Annotated in this window: 16 protein-coding genes; 5 read left to right on the top strand and 11 right to left on the bottom strand. The window is 52.1% G+C overall.

The genetic code is table 11. The features are described 5' to 3' along the window. From OXG87_08835 to OXG87_08815, 5 genes are all read left to right on the top strand, one after another. Positions 1–355: hypothetical protein (locus OXG87_08835; protein MCY3869650.1), on the top strand; the 355-nt coding region annotated here is incomplete at its 5' end. Between the two features lie 17 nt (positions 356–372). Then, positions 373–873: a lasso peptide biosynthesis B2 protein gene (locus tag OXG87_08830; GenBank protein MCY3869649.1), complete on the top strand. Its 501-nt coding sequence runs from the start codon at positions 373–375 to the stop codon at positions 871–873. A gap of 111 nt (positions 874–984) precedes the next feature. After that, a complete protein-coding gene (locus OXG87_08825) occupies positions 985–1,989 on the top strand; it encodes an NAD-dependent epimerase (protein MCY3869648.1) in 1,005 nt (334 codons plus the stop codon). A 101-nt stretch (positions 1,990–2,090) separates the two neighbouring features. Continuing rightward, on the top strand, positions 2,091–2,357 hold the full coding sequence (locus OXG87_08820; protein MCY3869647.1) for a PqqD family protein: 267 nt from the start codon (positions 2,091–2,093) through the stop codon (positions 2,355–2,357). Positions 2,358–2,770: 413 nt separating this feature from the next. Then, on the top strand, positions 2,771–4,000 hold the full coding sequence (locus OXG87_08815; protein ID MCY3869646.1) for a glycosyltransferase family 4 protein: 1,230 nt from the start codon (positions 2,771–2,773) through the stop codon (positions 3,998–4,000). Between the two features lie 71 nt (positions 4,001–4,071). On the opposite strand, the gene OXG87_08810 is transcribed toward OXG87_08815, so the two are convergent. The 11 genes from OXG87_08810 to OXG87_08760 form a co-directional block, all read right to left on the bottom strand. Next, positions 4,072–4,530, bottom strand: coding sequence for a hypothetical protein (locus OXG87_08810; protein MCY3869645.1), 459 nt, complete (start codon positions 4,528–4,530; stop codon positions 4,072–4,074). 15 nt (positions 4,531–4,545) lie between these two features. Further along, a complete protein-coding gene (locus OXG87_08805; protein ID MCY3869644.1) occupies positions 4,546–5,919 on the bottom strand; it encodes a TolC family protein in 1,374 nt (457 codons plus the stop codon). Positions 5,920–6,095: 176 nt separating this feature from the next. Further along, on the bottom strand, positions 6,096–10,136 hold the full coding sequence (locus tag OXG87_08800; GenBank protein MCY3869643.1) for an efflux RND transporter permease subunit: 4,041 nt from the start codon (positions 10,134–10,136) through the stop codon (positions 6,096–6,098). A 92-nt stretch (positions 10,137–10,228) separates the two neighbouring features. Continuing rightward, entirely contained in the window at positions 10,229–11,440 is a 1,212-nt protein-coding gene (locus tag OXG87_08795) for an efflux RND transporter periplasmic adaptor subunit (protein ID MCY3869642.1), read from the bottom strand. Positions 11,441–11,662: 222 nt separating this feature from the next. Next, on the bottom strand, positions 11,663–12,454 hold the full coding sequence (locus OXG87_08790) for an Mrp/NBP35 family ATP-binding protein (protein ID MCY3869641.1): 792 nt from the start codon (positions 12,452–12,454) through the stop codon (positions 11,663–11,665). A 168-nt stretch (positions 12,455–12,622) separates the two neighbouring features. Next, positions 12,623–13,051 (bottom strand): type II toxin-antitoxin system HicB family antitoxin, encoded by a 429-nt coding sequence (locus OXG87_08785; protein MCY3869640.1) that lies wholly within the window; start codon positions 13,049–13,051, stop codon positions 12,623–12,625. 3 nt (positions 13,052–13,054) lie between these two features. Continuing rightward, complete coding sequence (locus OXG87_08780) at positions 13,055–13,261, bottom strand: type II toxin-antitoxin system HicA family toxin (protein MCY3869639.1); 207 nt, start codon at positions 13,259–13,261, stop codon at positions 13,055–13,057. Positions 13,262–13,379: 118 nt separating this feature from the next. Further along, on the bottom strand, positions 13,380–18,548 hold the full coding sequence (locus OXG87_08775; GenBank protein ID MCY3869638.1) for a RecQ family ATP-dependent DNA helicase: 5,169 nt from the start codon (positions 18,546–18,548) through the stop codon (positions 13,380–13,382). 52 nt (positions 18,549–18,600) lie between these two features. Continuing rightward, entirely contained in the window at positions 18,601–19,719 is a 1,119-nt protein-coding gene (locus tag OXG87_08770) for a PLP-dependent aminotransferase family protein (protein MCY3869637.1), read from the bottom strand. 74 nt (positions 19,720–19,793) lie between these two features. Further along, complete coding sequence (locus tag OXG87_08765) at positions 19,794–21,371, bottom strand: gamma-glutamyltransferase (GenBank protein MCY3869636.1); 1,578 nt, start codon at positions 21,369–21,371, stop codon at positions 19,794–19,796. Between the two features lie 52 nt (positions 21,372–21,423). Next, positions 21,424–22,371, bottom strand: a 948-nt coding sequence (locus tag OXG87_08760) for a zinc-binding dehydrogenase (GenBank protein ID MCY3869635.1), incomplete at its 5' end; no start/stop codon positions are given.

Here is a 22,371-nt window from a genome sequence, read left to right as displayed (position 1 = left end):
CTATTCGATTCCGGATATCCACCGACATGTCTTCTACGGAGGCTTGATGACAAATAAGGCTGTAGAACGTCAGGCTTTTTTGGGATACCTGCCAGCCGAAGTTGTGAGACGCAGCGAAGGAGCATTATACGAACACATTGTGCAGGATTTTGCGGTCAAGAATGGACGGATGTTTCGAGAACTCTTGGGGGCGGGGTCGTGTGTCGAGGAATTAGGTATCGTGGATAGCTCACGTCTGGAAGCGGTTCTGACGAATTTGCGTGAACTTGCTGGTAGTTCTGTCACTTTAACAACCATGGGGCTGATCGAGATTTGGCTGAGATGTATTAAGTATCGCAAGAGACCAACAACATAGAAAATTGGAGGTAGATCATGAAATTTCACGCCACACCTTTAGAAGAGTGGGAATGCCTGGCATTTGGTAGTCCCGATTTGCCTACTTTACCCAAAATGGGAATGAATATGAGGCTAAAGGCAATAAAATCCTACTTGACAGCAGTAATGCTCTATAGGGTGCATGGGCTGCCGCCAGTTAGGGCGTATGTCAAGAAGTTGCGATTGAGGTTCTCCCCATTTCCTTTCAAGAATGAAGAAGAAGCGATCCGTCTCTCAAGACGAGAATCTGTCTATCTGAGGGCGGTTTGGGGGCGTCTCGCCTTAGAATCTGCCGTGTGTCTTCCGAGATCCGTTTCGTTGTGTGCAGGGCTCCTTTCCCTTGGGTTCCCCGCCCAGGTTGTTCTCGGACGCCGTTATGTCACCTTCGTCAATGAAGTCGATTTCCATGCTTGGGTAGAGGTTTTTAGAACGCCTGTAAATGACCGCCCAAAGGCTCAGACTTGGTTTCAGCCAATCGCCAAGTTCCCGGAGGAATGAAGGATGAAAAAAATATCTGGCATTCAAGAGGTAAGTAACCGATGTTACGTACAGTTGGGTAAGCAACAAAACCAGGACTTACCTGCGTGCCAAAGGCACAGGTACGCAGGTATGCTCGTGACCGGTGTCGCGGGATTTATTGGCTTTCATCTCTCCAGACGACTGCTCGAAATGGGTCATTCGGTGGTCGGATTGGACAATGTGAACGACTATTACAACACCCAGCTCAAAGAAGACCGCCTATCCATTCTCAAGCGAGCAAGCGGATTCAAATTTATCCGCATGCACCTCGAGGACGAAGAGGGAATAGCAGACCTTTTTCGCGCAGAGAACTTTTCTCATGTCATCAACCTCGCGGGACAGGCGGGTATGCCTTACAGCCTGAAAAATCCCCAGGCATTTGTCAAAAGCAATATCGCGGGCTTCCTCAACATCCTGGAAGGATGCCGCAATGGCGGCATCGAACACCTTGTCTATGCATCCTCCAGTTCTGTTTATGGCTTGAACACCACCACACCCGCTAACATCCATCAAAATGTCGATCATCCCCTCAGCCTGTACGCGGCGACCAAAAAAGCAGATGAACTGATGGCGCATGCGTATAGCCATCTCTACGGCATTCCCACGACGGGATTGCGGTTCTTCTCTGTCTATGGACCCTGGGGACGTCCGGATGGCGTCGCCTATCTGTGGACCAGAGCCATCATGGAAAATCGACCTGTCAAAGTCTATAATCACGGAAAAATGCGCCGCAGTTTTACGTATGTCAGCGACATTGTCGAAGGCATAGTTCGCGTCTTGGCAAATCCCGCAGCACCAGATCCCGAATGGGCGGGACAATGCCCCGATCCGGGATCGAGTTCCAGCCCATATCGAATCTACAATATCGGCAACCACAACGTCATAGAATTAGAATATTTCCTTTCCCTACTGGAAGAATTGCTGGGTAAAAAAGCGATCCGAGAAGACTTGCCCATACGGCCTGGAGACTTCCCGGATAATGCAGCAGATGTATCGGACCTGATGCGAGATGTGGGCTACAATCCCACAACACCCATAGAAACAGGACTTACAAATTTTGTCGCGTGGTACAGGGACTATCATAATATGAAATAATTGGGAAAATGAAGCATGCTTCAAAAGACAGCGTAATATCGGTAAGTAACTGCCTGAGTATCCTGATATAATGGACACATAAACCTTGAGGAGGTAGCCTTATGATGAGCATTAAATTGACCGAAGGGGTTGAGTTTTCTCGTATTAAGGAACAGGGCCTCCTGGTTGACACTGCGAGCGGAGTATATTTTGAACTGAATGTCACAGCCGCAGAGATGATGGAGATTATGTTGGCTGTGAACCAGTCAGGAGATGCCCTCGCCCAGTTACAAGCGAAGTTTGACGTGGATGATGATATACTACAACGAGACTTGGGTAATCTGTTAAACGATCTACAGAATTTTAATCTTATCCAGGTTCAGGCTTGAGCTATTTCCCAAAGCGTGGATAACTCAAAGAGATAGCGCAGAAATCGGGGGCAAAGCAGTTGGAATCATAACGTTAGCTAACGCATTAACTGGCCAATGGTTCTTTCTGGTTGTGCTCGAAAATTCATAATAAAGGAGGTGATACGTATGTACCAGACTCCCAGTGTTAAACGAATTGGTCGTATTGAGGACCTGACAGGTTTTGATTTCGGTGGATGGGCTATTGATGTCGCTTTTATGCCTCATAGCTGTTCCTGTTGATGATAACACGACCAATAGCTTCAGAATTTAGTCTCATTGGGTTGGGAGACCTGATCACTCTTCCAACCCAAGTTTTTAGATGTATCGTAAGGTTGATAAGGAGTACAGAATACATTTCGATCAATTCATTTCAATAATTGGGAGCAAGGTCTATGTCACGAAAAATCAGAGTTTGTATCATCACTTATCAGTACCCACCTGCCTACATAGGTGGCGTCGCCACTGCGACTCGTCGGATCGCACGCAATCTTGCCGCCCAAAATGTCAATGTCCATGTAATCACACCGGGAAGTATGACCGTAGGTGAAGATGTGAGGTCATCGGTTGAAGATGGCGTTGTGGTCCATCGTACCTACCCATCTCTCAGCAAGCGATCTTTCGGTAATGATCCTGATCCGTCTGAACTGCGAGAAATTGGGTTTTATATTGAGAAACTTCATTCAGAAATCAATTTTGACCTGTTTCATGGAATTTTTGCCCTTCCCCCAGGTTTAGTTGCTGTCCTCGCTGCACGATCCTCAAACCGCCCCGTCATCGTCAGCCTTCGAGGAGGAGACATAGTGACAACGCGCTTCGATTGCAGGATGGTTTCCACACTGGTCTGGATATTAGAGCATACCGATCTTGTAACATCTGTGACGGAGGAATATCTCGGCATGGCAAAGCAGATTGCGGATATCCCCATGTCAACAGTTCTACCAAATGCTTTTGATCCTACCGAGTTTGTTTCATTTCGTCTTGCCAATGCAAAAGGTGATCATAGCAGTGACCTACGTTTGTTTGGTGCGATGCTTGCAGATTTGAAATCGCGAGGAAAATGTCTGATTGGAACCGCGAGCGTCTTACGTCGCGTAAAGGGCTTTCACCATCTTATAGAAGCATTTGCTCAGGTACATCACAAGCATCCGCACGCGCATCTGCTCGCAGTCGGGGCGGTCCACGATAAGCAGGAAGCAAAACTATGGAAAGATCGCATCAAAGAACTGAACTTAGAATCCCATATAACATTTACTGGTGGCGTTGCTCACCGCTATGTGATGCCATTTTTAAAAGAAATGGACATCTACGCATTTCCGTCGCTTTATGAAGGATCGCCAAATAGCCTGCTTGAAGCGATGGGAGCGGGGCTTCCGATTGTTGCATCCGACATTGATGGCGCACGCGCATTGATTGAAGATCGGGTTACAGGGCTTCTCGTACCGCCTGAAAACGTCGATAATTTGGCAGAGTGCTTAAGTCTCTTGGTTGAAAATGAGGTTCTCCGTACTCAACTCGGCGAAGCAGCAAGACAGTCAGCACAGACCCGTTTTTCACCCTCCCGAGAGGTAGCCCAGTGGATGCAGGAATATACTCGTGCAATCGCGTTATTTGAAGGCTGTTAAATTTGATAAAAAAGGGACGATACTTACAACGTATCGTCCCTTTGCTTTCCTTTATTTTTACTTTTCAGTTTTTAGAATCCTTTTTTTAACTGTACCTGCATCTTTCTCTGAAACACATCGCCTTTTATATCTAATGCTACGCCCTTGATATTCACAATGCCCCGATTCATCTTTGGAGGCGGCAAACCACTCTCGTCTTCTTTCATAAATAGATGCACGGCAAAAAGAATGGTTGCACCACCAGCCACACCCAATACTGCGGCGCGGGTGTCATGGCGCTTGGAATTATCGTAAAATTCTCGTGCTAACGTAGAGGTGCCTGCTTGTTTGTAAAGATCATAAGCATCATTGGCTTCTTTTTTTGCGTCGAATGCTTGCTTAACAAGAACGCCCCCCAGACCCAGCATCAGCGCGCCGTGAAATTTTGACCGCATCAAAAAGTCCTTACCCACAGCCTGGGCAGGTACAGCCGTGCTCAAGATCAGAGCAGCCGCAACCAATCCCACACCAGTTCGATAAAACATACCCATAAACTCGCCTCCGTATTATTCAGGATTTCCGACAACAGGTGTGCCGACTTCGTTTTCCAAATTCGCCATTTCGATCAAATAGTTGTATTTTGACTGTACCAGATTATTGCGCGCATCAAACAAATCGCGTTGAGCGGTCAATCGCTCCAGAAAAGTTCCCCCGCCAAAATTATACCGCTCTTCTTCCAGCTTAAAATTTTCTTCAGCCGCTTGCACTGCCACTTCATTTGCTTCGATCAAACGCCGAAAGCGCTCCAGGTTGAGATAGCGCAGTCGAAGGTCCAATGCTTTTTGTCGTTTGGCCTGGTCCAACTGTTCCTGACTGCGCAAATACAGCAACTTTTGCCGTTTCAGGTTGATGCTCGTATTGAAGTTAAATAGGGGCATGGTCACGCTGAGACCAATACCATAGCCATAGTTCTTGAGAAATAGGTCTTCTATACCGCCAAAATCCTCATCCTTACCGATACTCCAGCTATAGGCATTCATGTTCATCGTTATTCTGGGATGGTACAAACTCTTCCTTGTTGCATTGTAGTTATCTCGGTCTGACAGCATACTGTACTTGCTACCCAGAATGTCGGGGTGTTCTTTAAGGGCTATAGACAGTGCATCGGTAAAAGAATATTTCGGAGTCAGAAGTTCAAACTCTTCTTCTGATGGAATAATATCTACGTCTGTACCCAGGCCCATTGTAAATGCCAGGTTTGACTGGGCGATGCTCACGGCATTTTCTCGCTGAATCAGGGTTGCGCGCAAACCCGCCAGATTTGATCTTGCGTTCGTTACCTGCAAAATTGCAGCGGACCCAATTTCGTACAATGTCTCTGCCCTGCGCAGACTTTCTTCGGATACTCGCACGCGCTCTTGCTGGACTTCCAATAATTTAATGGCTTGTAACAATAGAAAGTAGCGCTGTTTGGTTTGAAAAATGATTGTTTGACGAGTGCCTGATTGCTGCATTTGCGTTTGCATCAGGCTGTTTTTCGCGCTCGATAGCTGGGAGATGATCTGACCGTCATAAATCGGCATGGTCAGGCCACCAATTCTGAAATTTTGTCCCCCGGTAATGCGGTCTTCCCCCAATAACTGCACCAGCGTACCGGTCGTCTGATCCAGGACTTGTCCTTCACGCGGTCCCTGAACACCTCTGCTGATGCTCCATGACATATTAGAAGTGGTCGGGAAGAAACTATTTCGCGCATTATCTACCTGGGTCTCAGCAATCGCAACCGTGTACTTAAATTGCTCGATCTGGGCACTGCTCGTCAGCGCGACCTCCACACACTCATTTAGTGTCAGGCGCAGTTCCCTTCGCTCTTCCTGGGCATTTGTATTCACACCGACAAAGATAATTGCCAGTACTGCGATATATCTAAAACGCATCATTCAATCTCCATATTTCGACGAATAGGGTGACTATCGTTGTTACAAGGGTTAGACGACAAAACGCCCAAAAAGTTACCGGGTATTTGCGTACTTTGCTATAAAGAACTATAGGTGTTTAAGAAAATGGAAAGTTGTCAAAAGTCAATTGGAAAAAAATCTCGGAGGCTGGGGGCTGGTCATTCGCCGCGGTCCATTAGAGAATATACGGTTGGAATAATTACCAGTGTTAATAGGGTGGAACTGATTAGCCCGGCTACGACGGTGATCGCCATTGGCGTGCGGATTTCTGCGCCATCGCCCAGGCCGAGTGCCATGGGCAATAATCCCAGTACGGTTGTCGATGTGGTCATCAAGATGGGGCGCAATCGCACTTCGCCAGCCTGCACAATTGCTTCCAATTTGGACAGACCACTGCGCCGCAGATGGTTGATATAATCGACGAGCACAATGGCGTTGTTTACCACAATGCCCGCCAGCATGATAACGCCCAGAAAAACTACGACGGAAAGGGATATGCCGGTGAGAAATAGAATGACGATTACGCCAATCAGTGCCAGTGGAATGCTAAACATGATTACGAATGGATGGAGGAATGATTCAAATTGCGAGGCCATTACGATGTACACGAGAAAGATTGCGAGGCCCAATGCAAAGGTCAAACTGTTCAGGGATGTCTCCATTTCCTTGTTTTGTCCACCAATGACCATCGACACATCCTGGGAGACTTCCATTGTTTCCAATGCCCGCTGAATCATAGCGGTCATTGTTCCCAGGTCTATACCGCTCACATTGGCTGAAATCAGAACCGCGCGCTGTTGATCTATGCGCCGAATTTCACTCGGGCCTTCGTGTACTTCGATCTCGGCTACCGCAGATAGGCGAATGGGCACTTGCTGTCGCCCCGGGTTTACTACCAGTCGGCGCAACTCGGTTACGCCGGCGCGGTCGGCTTCATCTACGCGTACCAGCACGTCAATGCGCCGGTCGGCCTCTCGAAATCTCGTTACCACATTGCCCTGTACTTTTTCGCGTACCAGCGAGGCTACCTGGCGCACATTCAGGTTGTATTTGGCTAACAATTCGCGCTTATAGACAATTTGCACTTCCGGGTTGCCGCGCTGAAGGCTCGACTTCACATCGTATAGTCCGGGGATCTCGCTCATTACCCGCTCGGCTTCGCGCCCCAATTGGGTCAGTGTCGGCAAATCATAACCGCGAATTTCCACTTCTATAGGTGTCTTAAAACTAAATAGTGCGGGGCGTGAAAAATCGGCTTTTATTTGCGGCAAATCCGAGAGCCTGTTTCTCAAGTCAGCCATCAATGCGTCTTCGCGCTGTGCCAAAACACTTTCCCCTCTGATGCCACCCCAAATACGTGCGGGCAATGTCAGGAGGCCTTGTCCCCAACCCGCCATTACGTTTTGGGGACCCTCTGTTTCGATATCCTCCAGCACTACAGACACAACTCCGGTGTGCTCGCCTTGATCCGACGATGTGATATCGGTTTTATCCACGCCAACTGTCGAAGAAATCGCGCCCACATCATAAGCATCCATCACCCGCGATTCGATGAGCTTCAGGGTCTCATCGGTCATTTCGAGCGGTGTGCCTACGGGCAAACCAATATCCACATTAAATTCGCCCTGATGCACCTGTGGGATCAATTCATTGCCCAATCGGGGCAACAAGACCATCCAGCATATTGCAAAAGGCACTACAGCACCCGCTACTATGCTCAGTCTGTTGTGCAAAGCCCAGCGGATAAAAGGCGTGTAAGCGCGCCGAATGGCTGCAAAACCGCGCTCAAACAAAAACAGCACTGGCGCGAGGATGGGCAATAAGACAAGGGCGATTACCAGCAATGCGACCAATCCGGTTAAAAACACAAACATGAGTGTCAAGATCAGTATTTTGCCGATCAACATGAGTGTGGTAAAGATCAGGAATCGAAGAATAAAATAAACTGCGCCAGGGACAAAGAGCAGCAAAACGCCTATTGTGCCCAGGAGCACGGGTGCGATTTTTAAGACGCGCTTCCAGATCGCGTGCTTCCCAACCCAGCGGAACAGACGCTTCAATGTCCTCCCCGTCCATCGCATTTGCGCCCCCAGGTCGCGTCCCAAATTTTGAGGTGTCACAAATGTCAGCAAATCGTCCCATATTATCCGCACCCATGCTTTGCCAAACAGGTCGCGATCCTCAGCCCAGGCGCACAAAGGGGCCCACAGGCGATTTATTTCCTGGCGCCATAATGGTCCAGAACCGAGCCAAGAATAAAATCCCCATCCGGGATAGATGATGGGATATAGAAGAACCGCCAATACGGTGAATACGGCTTTGAGTGCCACCACCGCGATTACACTTGCAAGCCACAATACGCGGGCGACGTATTCGCCCAACAAGTAGGCAAAGCCAATTGGCACGCGCATCAACAGCGTGCCAAAATTCATGGCGTGATATTGAAGCGCATTTTCGTCTCTGTTTTTCAGGCCCATGCCCTCGAGTAGCCACGCGACGGAACGCAATTGCAATAATTCAGACTGCATCAGACGCTCGCCTTGCCCTTCGCTATCGCCGCGTGCCAAATGCACTTGCCGCGAAGCCAGCATGGGGATGAAAAATAGCGCGACGCCCAGAGATGCCAGGAGTGAAAAGACAACGGTTAGTGCCATGTCGCCAAAAATCTGTCCGGCCACGCCTTCGACAAATACAATGGGAAAAAATACCGCCACAGTTGTCAGCGTGGATGCAAAAACCGCCCCGCCGACTTCACCCGTTCCCCGGATGGTGGCTGAAGTCATATCGTCGCCTTCTTCGCGGCACCGAAAAATGCTTTCCAATACGACAATGGCATTGTCAACCAGCATTCCAATACCGAGTGCCAACCCACCCAGAGACATGATATTTAAAGATACGCCAAAAATGTTCATGGGGGCAAAGGTCGCCACAATTGAAATTGGGATGGCGAGGCCCACAATAGCTGTGTGAGACGGATTGCGAAGAAAGATGTACAGGACCAGTATGGCCAACAACCCGCCCAATAACGCGGTTTGCTTGACTTCATTGACCGATGATTCAATAAATGTCGATTGATCGGACAGCATTTCCATGTCCACGCTTTCGGGCAATGTAAAGGCAATAAAACTCGTCATCTCCTTCATCTGTACAAATTGTCGCACCTGTTCCCGCCGGTCATTGGCTTTGGCTTCTTCGATTTCGCCCGCTTTGAGTTTTTCTATATATGCCAATTGTTCGGGCGTGCCAAACAAACGGTCGCGCACGCGCTGTGCCGTGGCTACGATATTGGCATCGGCTTCTTTAAAAATTTCGATTTCTACACTTTCTATGCCATTGACTCGCGTGATGATTTCTCGCTCTTTGTGCGTGCGATAAACCCGCCCCACATCTTTTACCCGGATTTCAATATTGTTGCGGTCGCCTACTACCAGATTGGCAATTTCTTCAATGGTGCGAAATTCATTCAGCGTGCGCACGAGGTACTGCGTTTGTCCGTCCAGCAAACTGCCGCCAGCCAGGTTGACATTTTCCTCCTGCAACCGCCGGTTGATGGTGTTGATATTGAGGCCCATCAGTGCCAATTGCCGCTCGCTGATTTCAACCCGAATTTCTTCTTCGAGTCCGCCTTTTACACGCGCTGCAGCTACGCCTTTTAGTGCCTCTAATTCTTGCTTGATTTCTTCTTCGGCAATATAGCGCAGCGCATACATATTCTCGTTGCCGTAAATCCCCACGCGCATTATCGGGTCCTGCGTGGGGTCGTAGCGCAATATCAATGGGCGATTGACCCCGCGCGGCAAGTTGAGGCGGTCGAGGTTTTCGCGCACTGTTTGCACGGCATCATTCATATCGGTGTCCCAGCCAAATTCCAAAATCACATCGGACATGCCGGGTCTGGAGATCGATGTTATACTTACGAGATTGCTCACAACGCCCAGGCGCTGTTCAATGGGCCGTGAGATCAAATTTTCAACTTCCTCGGGTGCAGTATCGGGATATTCGGTACGCACTGTTAGCGTTGGATATGAAATGTCGGGCATCATGTTTAGCGGCAGTTGCTGATAAGACACATAACCAAATACAGCAACGGCCAGGACGACCATAAAAATCGCTACGGGCCGCCGGGTCGTAATCTCAAATGTGCGAGAAAAATCCCGTTTTACATTGTCCCGAACTTCTGATTCCATGTTGTTCTGCATGTATCGCTCCGCATAAAAAATCAGCGAACCGCCCACACATTAAGGTCTGCGATTCGCTATTTTCATACAACAAGCAAACAAAAGGTACCTCATCACGTTTTTTCTGTCTGTTCCCCAGTTGAATCGGGCTTCGCGGGAATGCGCAATCCTTCACCTTCGATGATTCGCACTTTGGCTTTGTCCTTCAAACCGTTTTGTCCCACCACGACTATCTGATCGCCTTTTTTTACGCCCGCGAGTACTTCGACAAATTCGGTGTCGTCAAAGCCCATTTCAAAGCGCACTTTATTGACGGTGCTGTCCGACACGACGAATACGTGCGGCATGCCATCGTCGTACACCACAGCCCGCTTGGGTACGAGGACAGCATGGGGGTGGGTCGCTGTGACGATGTGTGCATTGATAAACATGCCGGGTCGCAGTAGCCGACTCTTTGATTTCAGTTCCAGGGTTACCTTAAAGGTGCCCGACCCGGGATCGACGACAGGGCTGATGCGCAATATTTTCCCTTCAAATTTTGTACCGGGTAAGAAATCTGTTGTTATGAGTGCGGGCTGTCCAACAGCCAAATTGTGCATGCCCTGTCCCGGCACGTGTACATACGCGATCAAACGGCTCAGATTGACCATTTCGTAGAGCTTTGTGCTGGCTCCAATGCGGTCGCCCAGCTTGACCGAGCGTATCGATATGACCCCGCCTACCGGCGCGCGCACGCGCGCGTAATCGAGGGATAATCGGGCGCGTTCCCACCGAATTTTGCTCTGTTCAACATTGATTTTGAGGTCTTCGTATTCTTCTTTTGCCAGGAGTTGTCGATTAAATAACTCCTCTTTTCGTTTGAGCTGGCTTTCCAGCTTTTGATACGCCAGTTTTGCCTCGGCTTCGTTGAGTTTTAATTCGTCGTCAACCAGTTCAATTAGCACCTGCCCCTCGCGCACACGCTCCCCTTCTTCGACCAGTACGCGTCGCACCAATCCGGAGCCTCGCGCGTAAATGTCGATGGTTTCTTCGGCTTCTACTGCGGAGCTGTAGAGCACATGCTGGGAGATTTTACCCGTTCCCACGACAGATACTTTCACGGGGACTCCTTCGGCGACTCTCGGTTTTTGATTTTTGCGCTTGGGATTTGGTTGCGTTTTGGCCTTTGGATTCGGTTGTTTGTTGCGCTTCTGCTTTGCGGCAACTTTGGCAGAATCAGCCTTAGTTGAATCAGCTTTGGCCGAACTGGTCTTTGCCTTGCTATCAGCAGATGCCTTGTCGGCAGTGGCTTCCTCACCACAACCCGAAAACGCCCAAAGAACCATTAGAATTCCGAGTATAACCGATATACGGTGCAACATCATTTATCCTCACGGGTTGGAATATGCCTGAATTCTACAAGACCTTTGACGCACCAGTGGGAAGACTGGTTTCGGAAAACATTATTAAATATACTGAACGGGTGTATAGTTTTCAAGAGAGAAATCAAAAAAGGCGCTCGCATAACGACCGCCTTCTTGTGACATGCGATTGTGCGATGCAAGGTTTCACATCTCCAGAGATCGCCAGATGCTGTCGGCGATGTCGCGGTATATTTTTGCCAGAGGCGAGTCGGGGTCAGAGGCTACTATTGGTTCTCCCGTGTCACTTCCCATTTGTACCTGTAGATGCAGGGGAATCGCGCCCAAAAATGGCACGTTATAGGATTTTGCTGTGCGCTCGCCACCCCCTTGACCAAAGATCGGCGTTTCTGTGCCGCACCTGCTGCATATATAAGTGCTCATGTTCTCGATTACACCGAGTACGGGCACTTCAACGGTGTGAAACATTTCGACGCCGCGCCGCACGTCTTCCAGGGCGACCAGAGGTGGTGTCGTTACGATGACAGCACCGTCCAAAGGGGTCGTTTGGGTCAGGGTCAGTTGCACATCGCCGGTGCCCGGGGGCAAGTCAATGACCAGGCAATCGAGCGGTGCCCAGGCCACGTCGCGCACGAATTGGGTGACCATTTTGGCTAACATTGGTCCGCGCCAGATGATGGGTACGCCATCGCCTGCGATTAATCCCAGAGATACCATTTTTACACCGTACAGCTCAAGTGGTTCAATTTTTTGCTCCGGTGTCATCTGCGGCTGCGCTTTGCTGCCCATCATGATCGGTACATTGGGACCGTAAATATCTGCATCCATCAATCCCACGGCGTGACCCGATTGTGCCATTGCCACAGCCAGATTCGACGCGGTAGTGGTTTTGCCCACGCCACCTTTACCACTGGCGATTGCGACGATGTGTCTGACACCCGGGATGGGTGGACGCTCTGGGATTGGTGGTGCGCTCACATGGTACTCCTATTTTATTTTATTGCATGTGTCTAAAAGCCGTCATCGCGCGCCCTGCTTAAAGCATGCAGGGGCAAGCGTTACGGGACAGGCTCGTGTCTTTGTCATCGCGGCAGGCTTAAAGCCGCGATCCAGAAGGGTTTTTTACAATACAAAAATCATGGGCGACTATGCCGCTCTGTCTTCTATGACCAGGCTACGCCCGACGGTTCGGAGTGCTCTCATGATCTGACTGATATGGGAGTAGCAGTCCGGGTCGAGCAATTTGCGGATGGCTGAATCGCTCAGGTTTAGACGAACGGCGAGCGCGTCCCCAGTGATTCCCTGCTCGCGCATGGCCGTATAGAGAGCCAACTTGGCGGCGGCGATAGGTGGGACTGCAACGAGTTCCTGACCGTCGGCAACAGAGCTTGGGGTTGGGATTGTCCGTTGCTGTTGGACGTACACAGCGAGCATGGCAACGAGAGCATCTTCGGCCATTTCGAGGGCCTCAGTGCGGTCATCACCACAGGTCAAAGCACCAGGAACATCTGGAAAGGACACGAAGAAACCACCCTCTTTCTCTGGTGTGAGAATGCATGGATAGAGATAGCGCATGGATTAAAACTCCTTCCTGTCGATGTCAAGGTCTTTCAGCATGGAGACCAGCAGACCTGTGCCAATTTCTTTGTATGGAACAGTGGTTTGACGATTGCCCACGTAAAGCATCCCATGGCTGCCCTTGCCGCGACGTTGATCAAATCGGAATTCCTCGCCTGTCTTTATCGCATAGCGTCTGGCACGCCTGACAAATTCCCTTCCATTCATAATTTATTGCGCTTACTCCATTGCCGTTCATTTTCAATCGAGTCTGCAGAATCTTATAAGTGTACCATTAAGACGCCAAATCATCAAGGAAAATTCTGAATAAACAAATTTTGGTGTGCTACTCGCGCTCTGGCTCGAACACTAACTCCGGCACCACAACCTCCCAGGCATCGCATTTTATATGGTCACGGTACTGAGGTTCCGATGCTTCGCGACTCCAATCCACGACAGCGAAGACAGTGGCAGACTTGCACCGCATGCCCGATGGGGGTTCAAACGCCTGGGCAAGACGCCCCACCACCATTCCCGACTGGTTCAGCAATTCCCAGGAGCCAGTTTTGGCAATCCGCGTCTCTATTGGATCGCCGGGCGACAGGGCGGCTATCGCACGATGCACAGGATGGCGGGTATAGTGACGCCCTGCGAATCCCAGATTGACTTCGCGCAGACTGGGCCGCCGGTATTGACGTGCGAGTTCCAGAGTTTCCAGTTGCGAGTCACCGGATGTGCGGTGCAGAACCGAGCCGTTGTTTGGAAAGGAATACGGTAGCGCGTGCAAGTGCCCTGAGTACATCGGAGATTCGGATTCCATTACGATATCCGGTCGTGTACCTCCTACCGGGCGCGATCCTTGAAAACGCACGAGCGAGAGAGTCTGTCGGGCGCGCGTCATGGCCACGTAATAGAGCCTGCGCGGTGCGTCCGGGTCTTCGCCCCTATCGACTTTACTCCAGCCTCCGTCGAGTACTGCTATGTGATCAAACTCCAATCCCTTGGCGCGGTGTGCGGTCAACAGCAAGAGCCCACGCTGACGGCGGCGTATATCTCGTCCCCACTCAGCCAGCCACTCGATGAAGTGGGCTACCGGCACTTCTGCACCGCCGGTTTCCAGAGCGTGCTCCTCCAGGGCTTGCCGTAGCAGCTCAATCCAGGGTCCTGGAGAGTGTGCATCTACCCAATCGGTCAGATCCGTACTTTCTATCAGGCGGGTATCTCGTCCACGTAGCCATTCAACAAATTCTCGGGTTTCCCGCAGGTGCCAGAAGCTCGGAATTTCTTCGTTTCCCATCTGCACCGGGATATGATGGGCTTCGCAGAATGCACGTACCGGATCCAGATATTTCCACTCGCGTGCGATCACCGCACATGTGGACCAATCCCAATTCGGAGAGAGTGTGGCGAGGCGCTGTAACTCTGCCATAGCGACCTGCGCTTGCGAGATCGGATCGCGCCAGGTGGATAGAATCTGGACTCGACCGCGAGAGATCGGGTCCAGCGCATCCCAGTCGCCGCCGGGCGAATTCTTCGCACGCGCCCGATCAATGCGGATGGGATGTCCGGTCTTCATCCGTTGGCGCGCCGGGTTAATCAGCGCGTTGGCCGTTGCGATGATGTGGTCAGTGGATCGGTAGTTGTCGATCAGGTAGGTGGGCTTTGGACCGTAATCCGCTTCGAAACGACGGATGAACTCCACTGAAGCACCGTTGAAGGCGTAGATGTTCTGGTCGTCGTCGCCTACTGCGAAGAGGGTGAGCTTGCGATCTTCATCTTTCAGGGTTCGTCCGGCCAGGGCAGATATCAACTCGTATTGATCCGCGCCAATGTCCTGGTATTCATCTACCAAAATCCAGCGGAAACCCGCGAGGAGCCGTTCCCGCTGATCGTCTGCTTCCTCCGGCTCCAGCCCCTCTCCGCGTAGCAGTGCCGTTGCCTGGCGCAAAACCTCTCGGAATGCATCTTCGTCGAGTAGCCGGCGTTCTTGCTCTTGAAAGCTGACACCTACCAGTCGCATGGCCAGCGCGTGACAGGTGAGCACGGTTACCCCGCGGGCGTCGTCGCCGATCAAATCTATGAGGCGTCGCCGGATTTCGACCGCCGCGTGTCGATTATAGGCCAGCGCCAGAATGCCGCGGGGATTTTCGCGCCTTGCGCGTATGAGGTAGGCGATGCGATGCACCAGCACGCGCGTCTTACCCGAGCCGGGACCGGCGAGCACCAACACGTTCGTCTGTTCCCGATCATCCGCGACGATGCGTTGCTGGACGGGGTTCTTCAGGCTTTCGACGATGGCTCGCCAAGATTCGGGCGTGGTCTCCCTCGCAATTTCCTTATCCCGATCAGGCAGCCAGCGGCGGAGGAAATCCTCCTGCTTCAGGCTGAAGTAGTCAATGGCCAGACGCAGAGCGTCGGCCATGTTGTCGAGGCCCCGTTGCGCGAATTCCACCATTACATGGATCTGTAACACCTGCCCTTTGTAGTGGAAATCGAGCGGTGCAAAGTCGGCGGTGGCAAAACCGCGCCTTTCCTCCTCCAGCCGGATGGTCATGGCCGGGCGGAATACCGCCAGGCCCTTATTGAGACGAATGACCTCTTGATCGTGCAGCCATAGCAGAGCGTGATGTAGCAATTTCTCGGGATTTCTACTCTCTATAAACAGGTCGGACGTGATCGCTTCCAATAGTTTGCCGAGAGTGGTCTCAGCCAGTAGATCCGTGCCCCGGCTCCCGGGCGGCAGACAGGCGAGTAAGTGATCCAGCAGGCGTTTTGCTCCCTCGCGCCGACGAGACGCGAGTTCCTCCAAATTCGACCATTCACGTCGCAATGTCACCTGTACTGTCTCAGCATCCCGTCGTCGCACCCCGAGGCTACCAGCGTCGCCTCCTTCGCCACGCCCGTCGTTGGCGATGCTGCGGAGAATGCGCCATAGCCGTTCCGGTAGGGGATCGGTCACTCCCTCATCCCTCAGGGTTTGCGCGGCGACGCGCAAGTGCAGGATTGATGTGTCTCCTTTGCCCATATCCGGTGCCGCTTCGCGCATCTGCGCGATCAGGGCGGTCTCCAACTCCGCCGCCTCATCAAAGCGCTTGAGCGAGTTACGCGCCACTCCTGCGTGGACGAAGGCAGTCAGCGCCGTATCGTTGCTGGCGATGCCCAGCCGCTCCAAGTCGTACAGGGCACTGCGTACACCTTCGGCACTCAGTTCGGATACACCCATCAGTTCGTCGGTGGAGATGCCCTCGTCGGGGTCGGCATCGATCAGTGTCTCGGCGATTCTGAGCAACCGTCTCCGGTGGTTGTCGGTCATGGGTGCCCTCGCTAACCGACTGCGTGCTTCCTCTACCGAATCCACCCGGAGAGATGCAGGAAACACCTGCACTCGGTTCTCATCTCGAGTCAACAGTACCGCCTCCTCAAGCCAGGAGATTGCGGTTCGCACGCGGGTATCGTCGGTGGCGGAGTCTCTTTCGAATACCTTTTCGTCGTCCTCACTGAGGATTTCGCCTGCAGTGGCCACGACCTCGCCGTCCAGACGTTTTTTTCGGTCCAGATTACGCAGTGCTCTCAGGACGCCGTGAATCTCTCGCCGGGTGAGCCGCGAACGCGCCGACAAGCCGAACTGTCTCTCCACATCGTCCGTCGCATAGAGTAGTACGCAGCGCGCCATCTGCCGATCTCGTCCAGCGCGTCCCGCCTCCTGCAGGTAGTTCTCCAGCGAACCCGGGATGTCGGCGTGGATCACCAGCCGTACATCCGGTTTGTCGATGCCCATGCCAAAGGCATTGGTGGCCGCGATCACGCGTAACTCGCCGTTGATGAAGCGTTGTTGCACGCTCTTTTTTGTTTCCGGCTGTAACCCCGCGTGGAAAAAATCTGCTGCAACTTCTTTGTCCTGCAAGAACTCCGCCACTTCTTTGGTCTGTCGGCGCGTAGCACAATAGACAATGGCGCCTCCGGGCATGTCCGGTGGCAAGTCGGCTATTAGAATCTGGTGGATGTGCGAGAACTTCTCTCCCCCGGTCGTCGGCACCACTATGAACTCCAGATTGGTGCGATGAGAACCGCCGTCGAAAACCTTCAGTCTTATACCAAGTTCGTCCTGAAAATGTTGCTTGATGTCCGCCATCACGTCGGGCTTGGCGGTCGCGGTCAAGCATAACACTGGCGGGATCGGATCCTGTCCCGCCTTTTCGCGGATGAAGCGTCCTACGTAGCGATAATCGGGTCGGAAGTCGTGTCCCCACTTAGAGAGGCAGTGGGCTTCATCCAGCACCCAGGCACCGATCTCGCGTTGATCCAGTACCCTGTGCAGGGAACGATTGCGGAGTTGCTCCGGCGAGATGATGAGGATACCCGCATCCCCGAGCCGAACCCGGTCTAGCGCATCGGCCCGCTCAGGCATGGACAGCAATCCATTGATGGCCACGCAAGAGCCGATTCCATGGGCCTCCAGTCCCGCCACTTGATCCGCCATGAGTGCGACCAGAGGCGAGATCACCACCGTGAGAGCACCGGTCTTGTCATAGCGGGATAAAGCAGGAATCTGGTAGCAGACAGACTTGCCGGTGCCGGTGGGTAGAATCCCCAGTACATGCTCTCCGGCCATCGCTGCTTCGACGATGGTCCGCTGCATGGGGCTACCTTCTTGATCCACCGGTTCTGGACGAAAATCGTCAAATCCAAACCAGCGTTTGAGCTCCTTTCGCGGATCGTGTCTCTCCCCGCACCAGTCGCAGTCCGACTCGCCACAGGGCATATCCCGTAGTTGGCGAACCAGCTTACTGGCTTCTGGAAACTGATGTCGTACCCACGGAGGCATCACAGAATTGCCGCCGGAAACTGATAGCCAGGCCAGCGCGTAAGCCAGTGGCCAGCCGCTTTGATCGACATGCTCGAGAATGTCCTGACCGCGATTTTGGCAGGCGATGCCCGCAAGTCGCTCGCGGATCGCCGCGTTGGCTGCTGCTTCGGTTGGCAGGGGCGAGTACCTTATGGCAGTGAATACGGCGTCGAACCCCGCGCTTTCAGGTCCTGTTCCGGTTAACCAATGCCACGCAGCGAGCAAGCTAAAAGGTGCATCGCGTAAGGCGGTTTGCTGATTGTCGAAGACTTCCAGCGCGAGGCGGGCGTCGAGTTCCGGGTCGTTCAATCGCCCGCGTTTGAGCTGTCCATCCTGATAGTGTTTGACGAGGTGGTGATAGGGATTGCGGGGAAAGGCGAGGGGGTTGAGCCACAATGTATCTACCGGCGGTAGCTCCAGTATCCGTAGATCGAACTTCGCGGCTTTCAGATGTGGTAGATCGAAAGCGATCAGGTTGTGACCGAGCAGGAAGTCCGCGCCATCAGCGAAGTCGTCGAGTTTTTCCAACGCCGCTGTCAGGTCGCCGCCGCGAAAGACCAGTGGTTGGTCAACGTCCGTACGCACTGCGGCAAATGCGCGAATGCGGTGGTTTTGCTTGCTGACTTCGAGGTCCAGGGAGAGAAAGTGGGGGGAAAGACTTGGGACCATAGCGATGTCCACATTATTGAAAGAACGATAACCGGCTCAAAAAAATGCGACTTCACTTCTGCGTTGCCATGACGCATTCTGCCAATTTTGGTATGCCTTCTCGGATTTGTGCGAGTGATGCGTAGCCAAATGCGAGGCGCAAGTAGGGCACGTCGTCGTGGTGTACGTGAAATGCTTTGCCGGTGGCGTAGTCGATCCCGCGGGATTCAGCTATTTGTTCGCATTCGATCACATCGGTGGCATCGGGCAATTTGACCCAGATAAATAACCCGCCTTTGGGACGGCTGAACCATTCAAAAGCGTCGGGAGATTGTCCCAGCATTTCAAACATCAAGTCGCGCTTTTCTTTTACGATTGCATTGATGTTATTGACATGGGTCCACAGGTGTTCGCGGAAGTATTCGTACACAATGGCTGCGGCGAGCGAACTCGTGCCGCCATCTCGACGAATTTGCAAAATTTTGCCCAGGAGGGGTTGTTTGGTGAAGAAGCACCCCAGGCGCACGCCTGGACCCAAAATTTTGGAGAGGGATTCAATATGTACTACGGGCACTTCTGCTGGCAGGGTGTAGAGTGAAGGTACGTAATAATCGTCTTCGTACACTGTGTCGGCATAGCAGTGGTCTTCGACGACGGGGATCTCGTACTGTGCGGCAATTTGCAACAGTTCTTTTCGCCGTTCGAGGGGCATGATCGCACCCGTGGGATTTTGGAATGTTGCGAGTACATAAATGAATTTGGGCAGTTTTCCGTTAGCGCCCCGTTTCTTTAATTCGTCGGATAGTGCGTCCATCCGCATGCCATATTCATCCACGGGAATGCCCACCAATTCCGCGCCTTCTTTGTTATATGCGCCAATTGTACCGGAATAGCAATATTCCTCCATGACGACGCCATCGCCGGGTTGATCGATAAACATCTGTGCCATTAAGGTCACGGGTTGCATTGAGCCATTGGTCAATGCGATTTCTTCAACGGGAGGGGCAATCCCTTCGCGTCGCAACAGGCGATCGGCCAGGACCTGTCGCATCGGTTGATATCCCAATGTGCCGGGATAAAGTGCCAGTTCATTGCCCATTTCGGGCAAGATACGCATGGCGGCTTCGGCCAATTCTCGCTTGGGAAATGATGCCGGGTCGGGACGTCCGCTGCCAAAAGGATATCTCTCCATGTGATTTATCTCCAGTTAAAAAGGTGAGACGTAAGACGTGAGGGTAGGTGGCGGTTTCAAACCGCCACCTACATTTAATAGCCTTTTTCTCGCGCCTTCATGCGCGGATCGTACATGGCCAGCAATCCTTCTTCCACAATCTCGATCATTCGAACACGGGCGGCTGCTGCGCCTTTTTTATTTATTTTGTATCCGACTGAACTCAGATAATCTGGCGCGGCTTCGCCGAACTCTTCTTCTATGCTTACCCATTCATTGCCCTCTGAATGTACCCGAGGGGCTGCGATTGACCATTCGGGGTCTTCGTCGAGTACCAGCCTTCGCGCCAAAACCTGAAAGACAGACGATGGGATGCGTGTGCCGCCGGACGCGCCCACAGTCAGGACGGGTTCGCCGTCTTGCAACACAATAGTTGGGCTCATGTTCATGATGGGTGCTCTGCCGGGGGCAATTGAGTTTTTTAAGCCCGAACCGGGGTCAAACCGGGACATGCCCGCATTCATCAACAAGCCCATGCGGGGAATTGTTACAAGAGAGCCATAGCCCGGTCCGTGCGTGAGGGTCAGTGCGACCATATTGCTTTGCGCGTCTATTGTGCAAATATGCGTCGTGCCGCCCGTGTAAAATGGTCGCAACAGCGATTGTCCGCGTTTTCCTTCGGCGATATATGTGGCAATTTCTTTGGCATTTGCACCGATATTGATGTCCGACATCAGCATGTCTGTATCTACATGTATTTGCTTTGGATCGCCAAAATGCCGGTATCGGTCCATCCAGGCTGCGCGAATGATTTCGACCATGCCATGGGCCAACCGGGCGGAGTCTCGCGCGTAGAGGTCTAATTCGGCTTCGTCGGCAATGGCACACATTTGTGCCAGGCTCAATCCAGCACTGCAAAGGGGCGAGCTGTACACATCGTATTCCATGCAAGCCGTTTGTACTGGTTCAACGACCTGAGCTTCGTAATTTGCCAGATCATCTCGGGTTAAAATGCCGCCGTTATCCCGAATGTGTTTGACAATGCGCTCTGCGATGCGTCCTTCATAAAATTCGCGTACGCCTTTGTCTGCAACCTGACTGAGCATTCTACCCAAATAGGGGTTTTGTGCACGGTCGCCGCTTTTGGGCACTTCGCCGCTGATCATCAATAAGCGGGTTGTTTCTGGAAACTCGCGAATGCGCGCTTCGCTTTGGGCAACGCCTGTAGCGTAGTTTGCAGATACCCTAAACCCGCGTTCACAGGCGCGAATAGCGGGTGCGAGTACTTCAGATAGTGGCATTTTGCCAAATTTTTCCAGGGCCAGAGCAAGACCTGCGAGTACGCCGGGTACGGAGATGGCTTTATAACCGATTGAATTGGCATAACCGCTGACAGCAGAACCAAATCGCCCGTCGGAGCGCGTTACGCGAAACATCCTGTCATGGGCTTCCTGGGGCGCGACTGTGTTAAAGTCGATGCAGACGACTTCGCCGCCAATATAGGCGGTCATCGCGCCGCCATAACCGCCAATGCCGCACGATTTAGGTGCCAAAACACAGGCGAGGAATGCCGCTGTTACAGCAGCATCGACTGCGTTGCCACCCTTTCTCAATATGCTTACAGCCGCAGAATCGGATTCGGGTTGTCCAACTACTGCACCGTATTCAAACATTGCTGCCACGAGCAAAAACCCCCTTTTGTATTTGTCAAAGTTGTCCCGCTGGTCAGGTTCGCAGCGAATTGTAATCGATAACCACTTTAATGGCCCCATCGAGGCGATCGGTAAATAACTCATACCCGTGCTGAATCTCTTCAAAGGGCAATACATGCGTTACCAGAGGTGCCATGTCAACACGTCCTTGTGCGATCAGGTCGCGGGCAAGAGAAAAATTGGGCACCACATTGGGACCAACTGTGGAGATCAAGTTGAGATTTAATCTGAAAAATTCGGGATATGCAAATGGGTAATACGCATCATCGGGTACGCCAAAGCACAGCAGTGTGCCCATGTGGCGCACGAGTTTCACACACGAATTGAGCGTTTTTGTCTGGTGACCGACCGCTTCGACTACCAGGTCCGCCATTTTGCCGTTGGTAATCTCTCGGATGGCTTCCACAGGATTGTCTTTATCGACGTTGACGGTATGGGTTGCGTGCATTTTTTTTGCGGTGTGTAAGCGGTAATCCAATTTGTCGAGTCCAATTACGGTTCGCGCGCCCAAATTGGCCAGCATGCGCGTGAACATCAATCCCATAGGACCTTGTCCGACTATTGCCACGTCACTATCGACGATGTTGCCGAGTTTTTGACACGCCCATACGACTGTGCCCAGGGGTTGGGTCATCAGAATTTGTTCGTCGGATACAACCCCTTTTGGCAGTGGAATGGTTCGGCTGTCGGGGGCGCAGATATATTCGCACAGTCCCCTTTGTGCGTCGGGTAGTGCAAGTACAAAATCGCCGGTTTGAAATTGGTCAGATGTCGATTCAACGACTGTGCCCAGGCATTCGTGAATCGAGAGGCCGACGCGCAGGGGATACGGGTCTCCATTGACATAATCGACAAATGGTGCGCGTTTTGCTTTGCGCGGATTGAGTCGCGCTCTTTCTGCCAGTTCGTTGTGATCGTAATCCCATAATGGCACGTCTGAACCGCAAAGACACGCCCGTTC

It is taken from the genome of Gemmatimonadota bacterium, from assembly GCA_026706845.1.
Classification (GTDB): Bacteria; Latescibacterota; UBA2968; order UBA2968; family UBA2968; genus VXRD01.
Note: the sequence above shows the minus strand (reverse complement) of the source record. Positions and strands in the feature narration are given on the sequence as shown.

Excerpts from the sequence above, each read along its gene's own strand:
- OXG87_08800 (MCY3869643.1), bottom strand. The coding sequence starts at position 10,136 with ATGCAGAACAACATGGAATCAGAAGTTCGGGACAATGTAAAACGGGAT.
- OXG87_08765 (MCY3869636.1), bottom strand. The coding sequence starts at position 21,371 with ATGTTTGAATACGGTGCAGTAGTTGGACAACCCGAATCCGATTCTGCG.
- OXG87_08805 (MCY3869644.1), bottom strand. The coding sequence starts at position 5,919 with ATGATGCGTTTTAGATATATCGCAGTACTGGCAATTATCTTTGTCGGT.
- OXG87_08815 (MCY3869646.1), top strand. The coding sequence starts at position 2,771 with ATGTCACGAAAAATCAGAGTTTGTATCATCACTTATCAGTACCCACCT.
- OXG87_08820 (MCY3869647.1), top strand. The coding sequence starts at position 2,091 with ATGATGAGCATTAAATTGACCGAAGGGGTTGAGTTTTCTCGTATTAAG.
- OXG87_08830 (MCY3869649.1), top strand. The coding sequence starts at position 373 with ATGAAATTTCACGCCACACCTTTAGAAGAGTGGGAATGCCTGGCATTT.
- OXG87_08770 (MCY3869637.1), bottom strand. The coding sequence starts at position 19,719 with ATGGAGAGATATCCTTTTGGCAGCGGACGTCCCGACCCGGCATCATTT.
- OXG87_08825 (MCY3869648.1), top strand. The coding sequence starts at position 985 with ATGCTCGTGACCGGTGTCGCGGGATTTATTGGCTTTCATCTCTCCAGA.
- OXG87_08780 (MCY3869639.1), bottom strand. The coding sequence starts at position 13,261 with ATGAATGGAAGGGAATTTGTCAGGCGTGCCAGACGCTATGCGATAAAG.
- OXG87_08810 (MCY3869645.1), bottom strand. The coding sequence starts at position 4,530 with ATGGGTATGTTTTATCGAACTGGTGTGGGATTGGTTGCGGCTGCTCTG.
- OXG87_08795 (MCY3869642.1), bottom strand. The coding sequence starts at position 11,440 with ATGGTTCTTTGGGCGTTTTCGGGTTGTGGTGAGGAAGCCACTGCCGAC.
- OXG87_08775 (MCY3869638.1), bottom strand. The coding sequence starts at position 18,548 with ATGGTCCCAAGTCTTTCCCCCCACTTTCTCTCCCTGGACCTCGAAGTC.
- OXG87_08785 (MCY3869640.1), bottom strand. The coding sequence starts at position 13,051 with ATGCGCTATCTCTATCCATGCATTCTCACACCAGAGAAAGAGGGTGGT.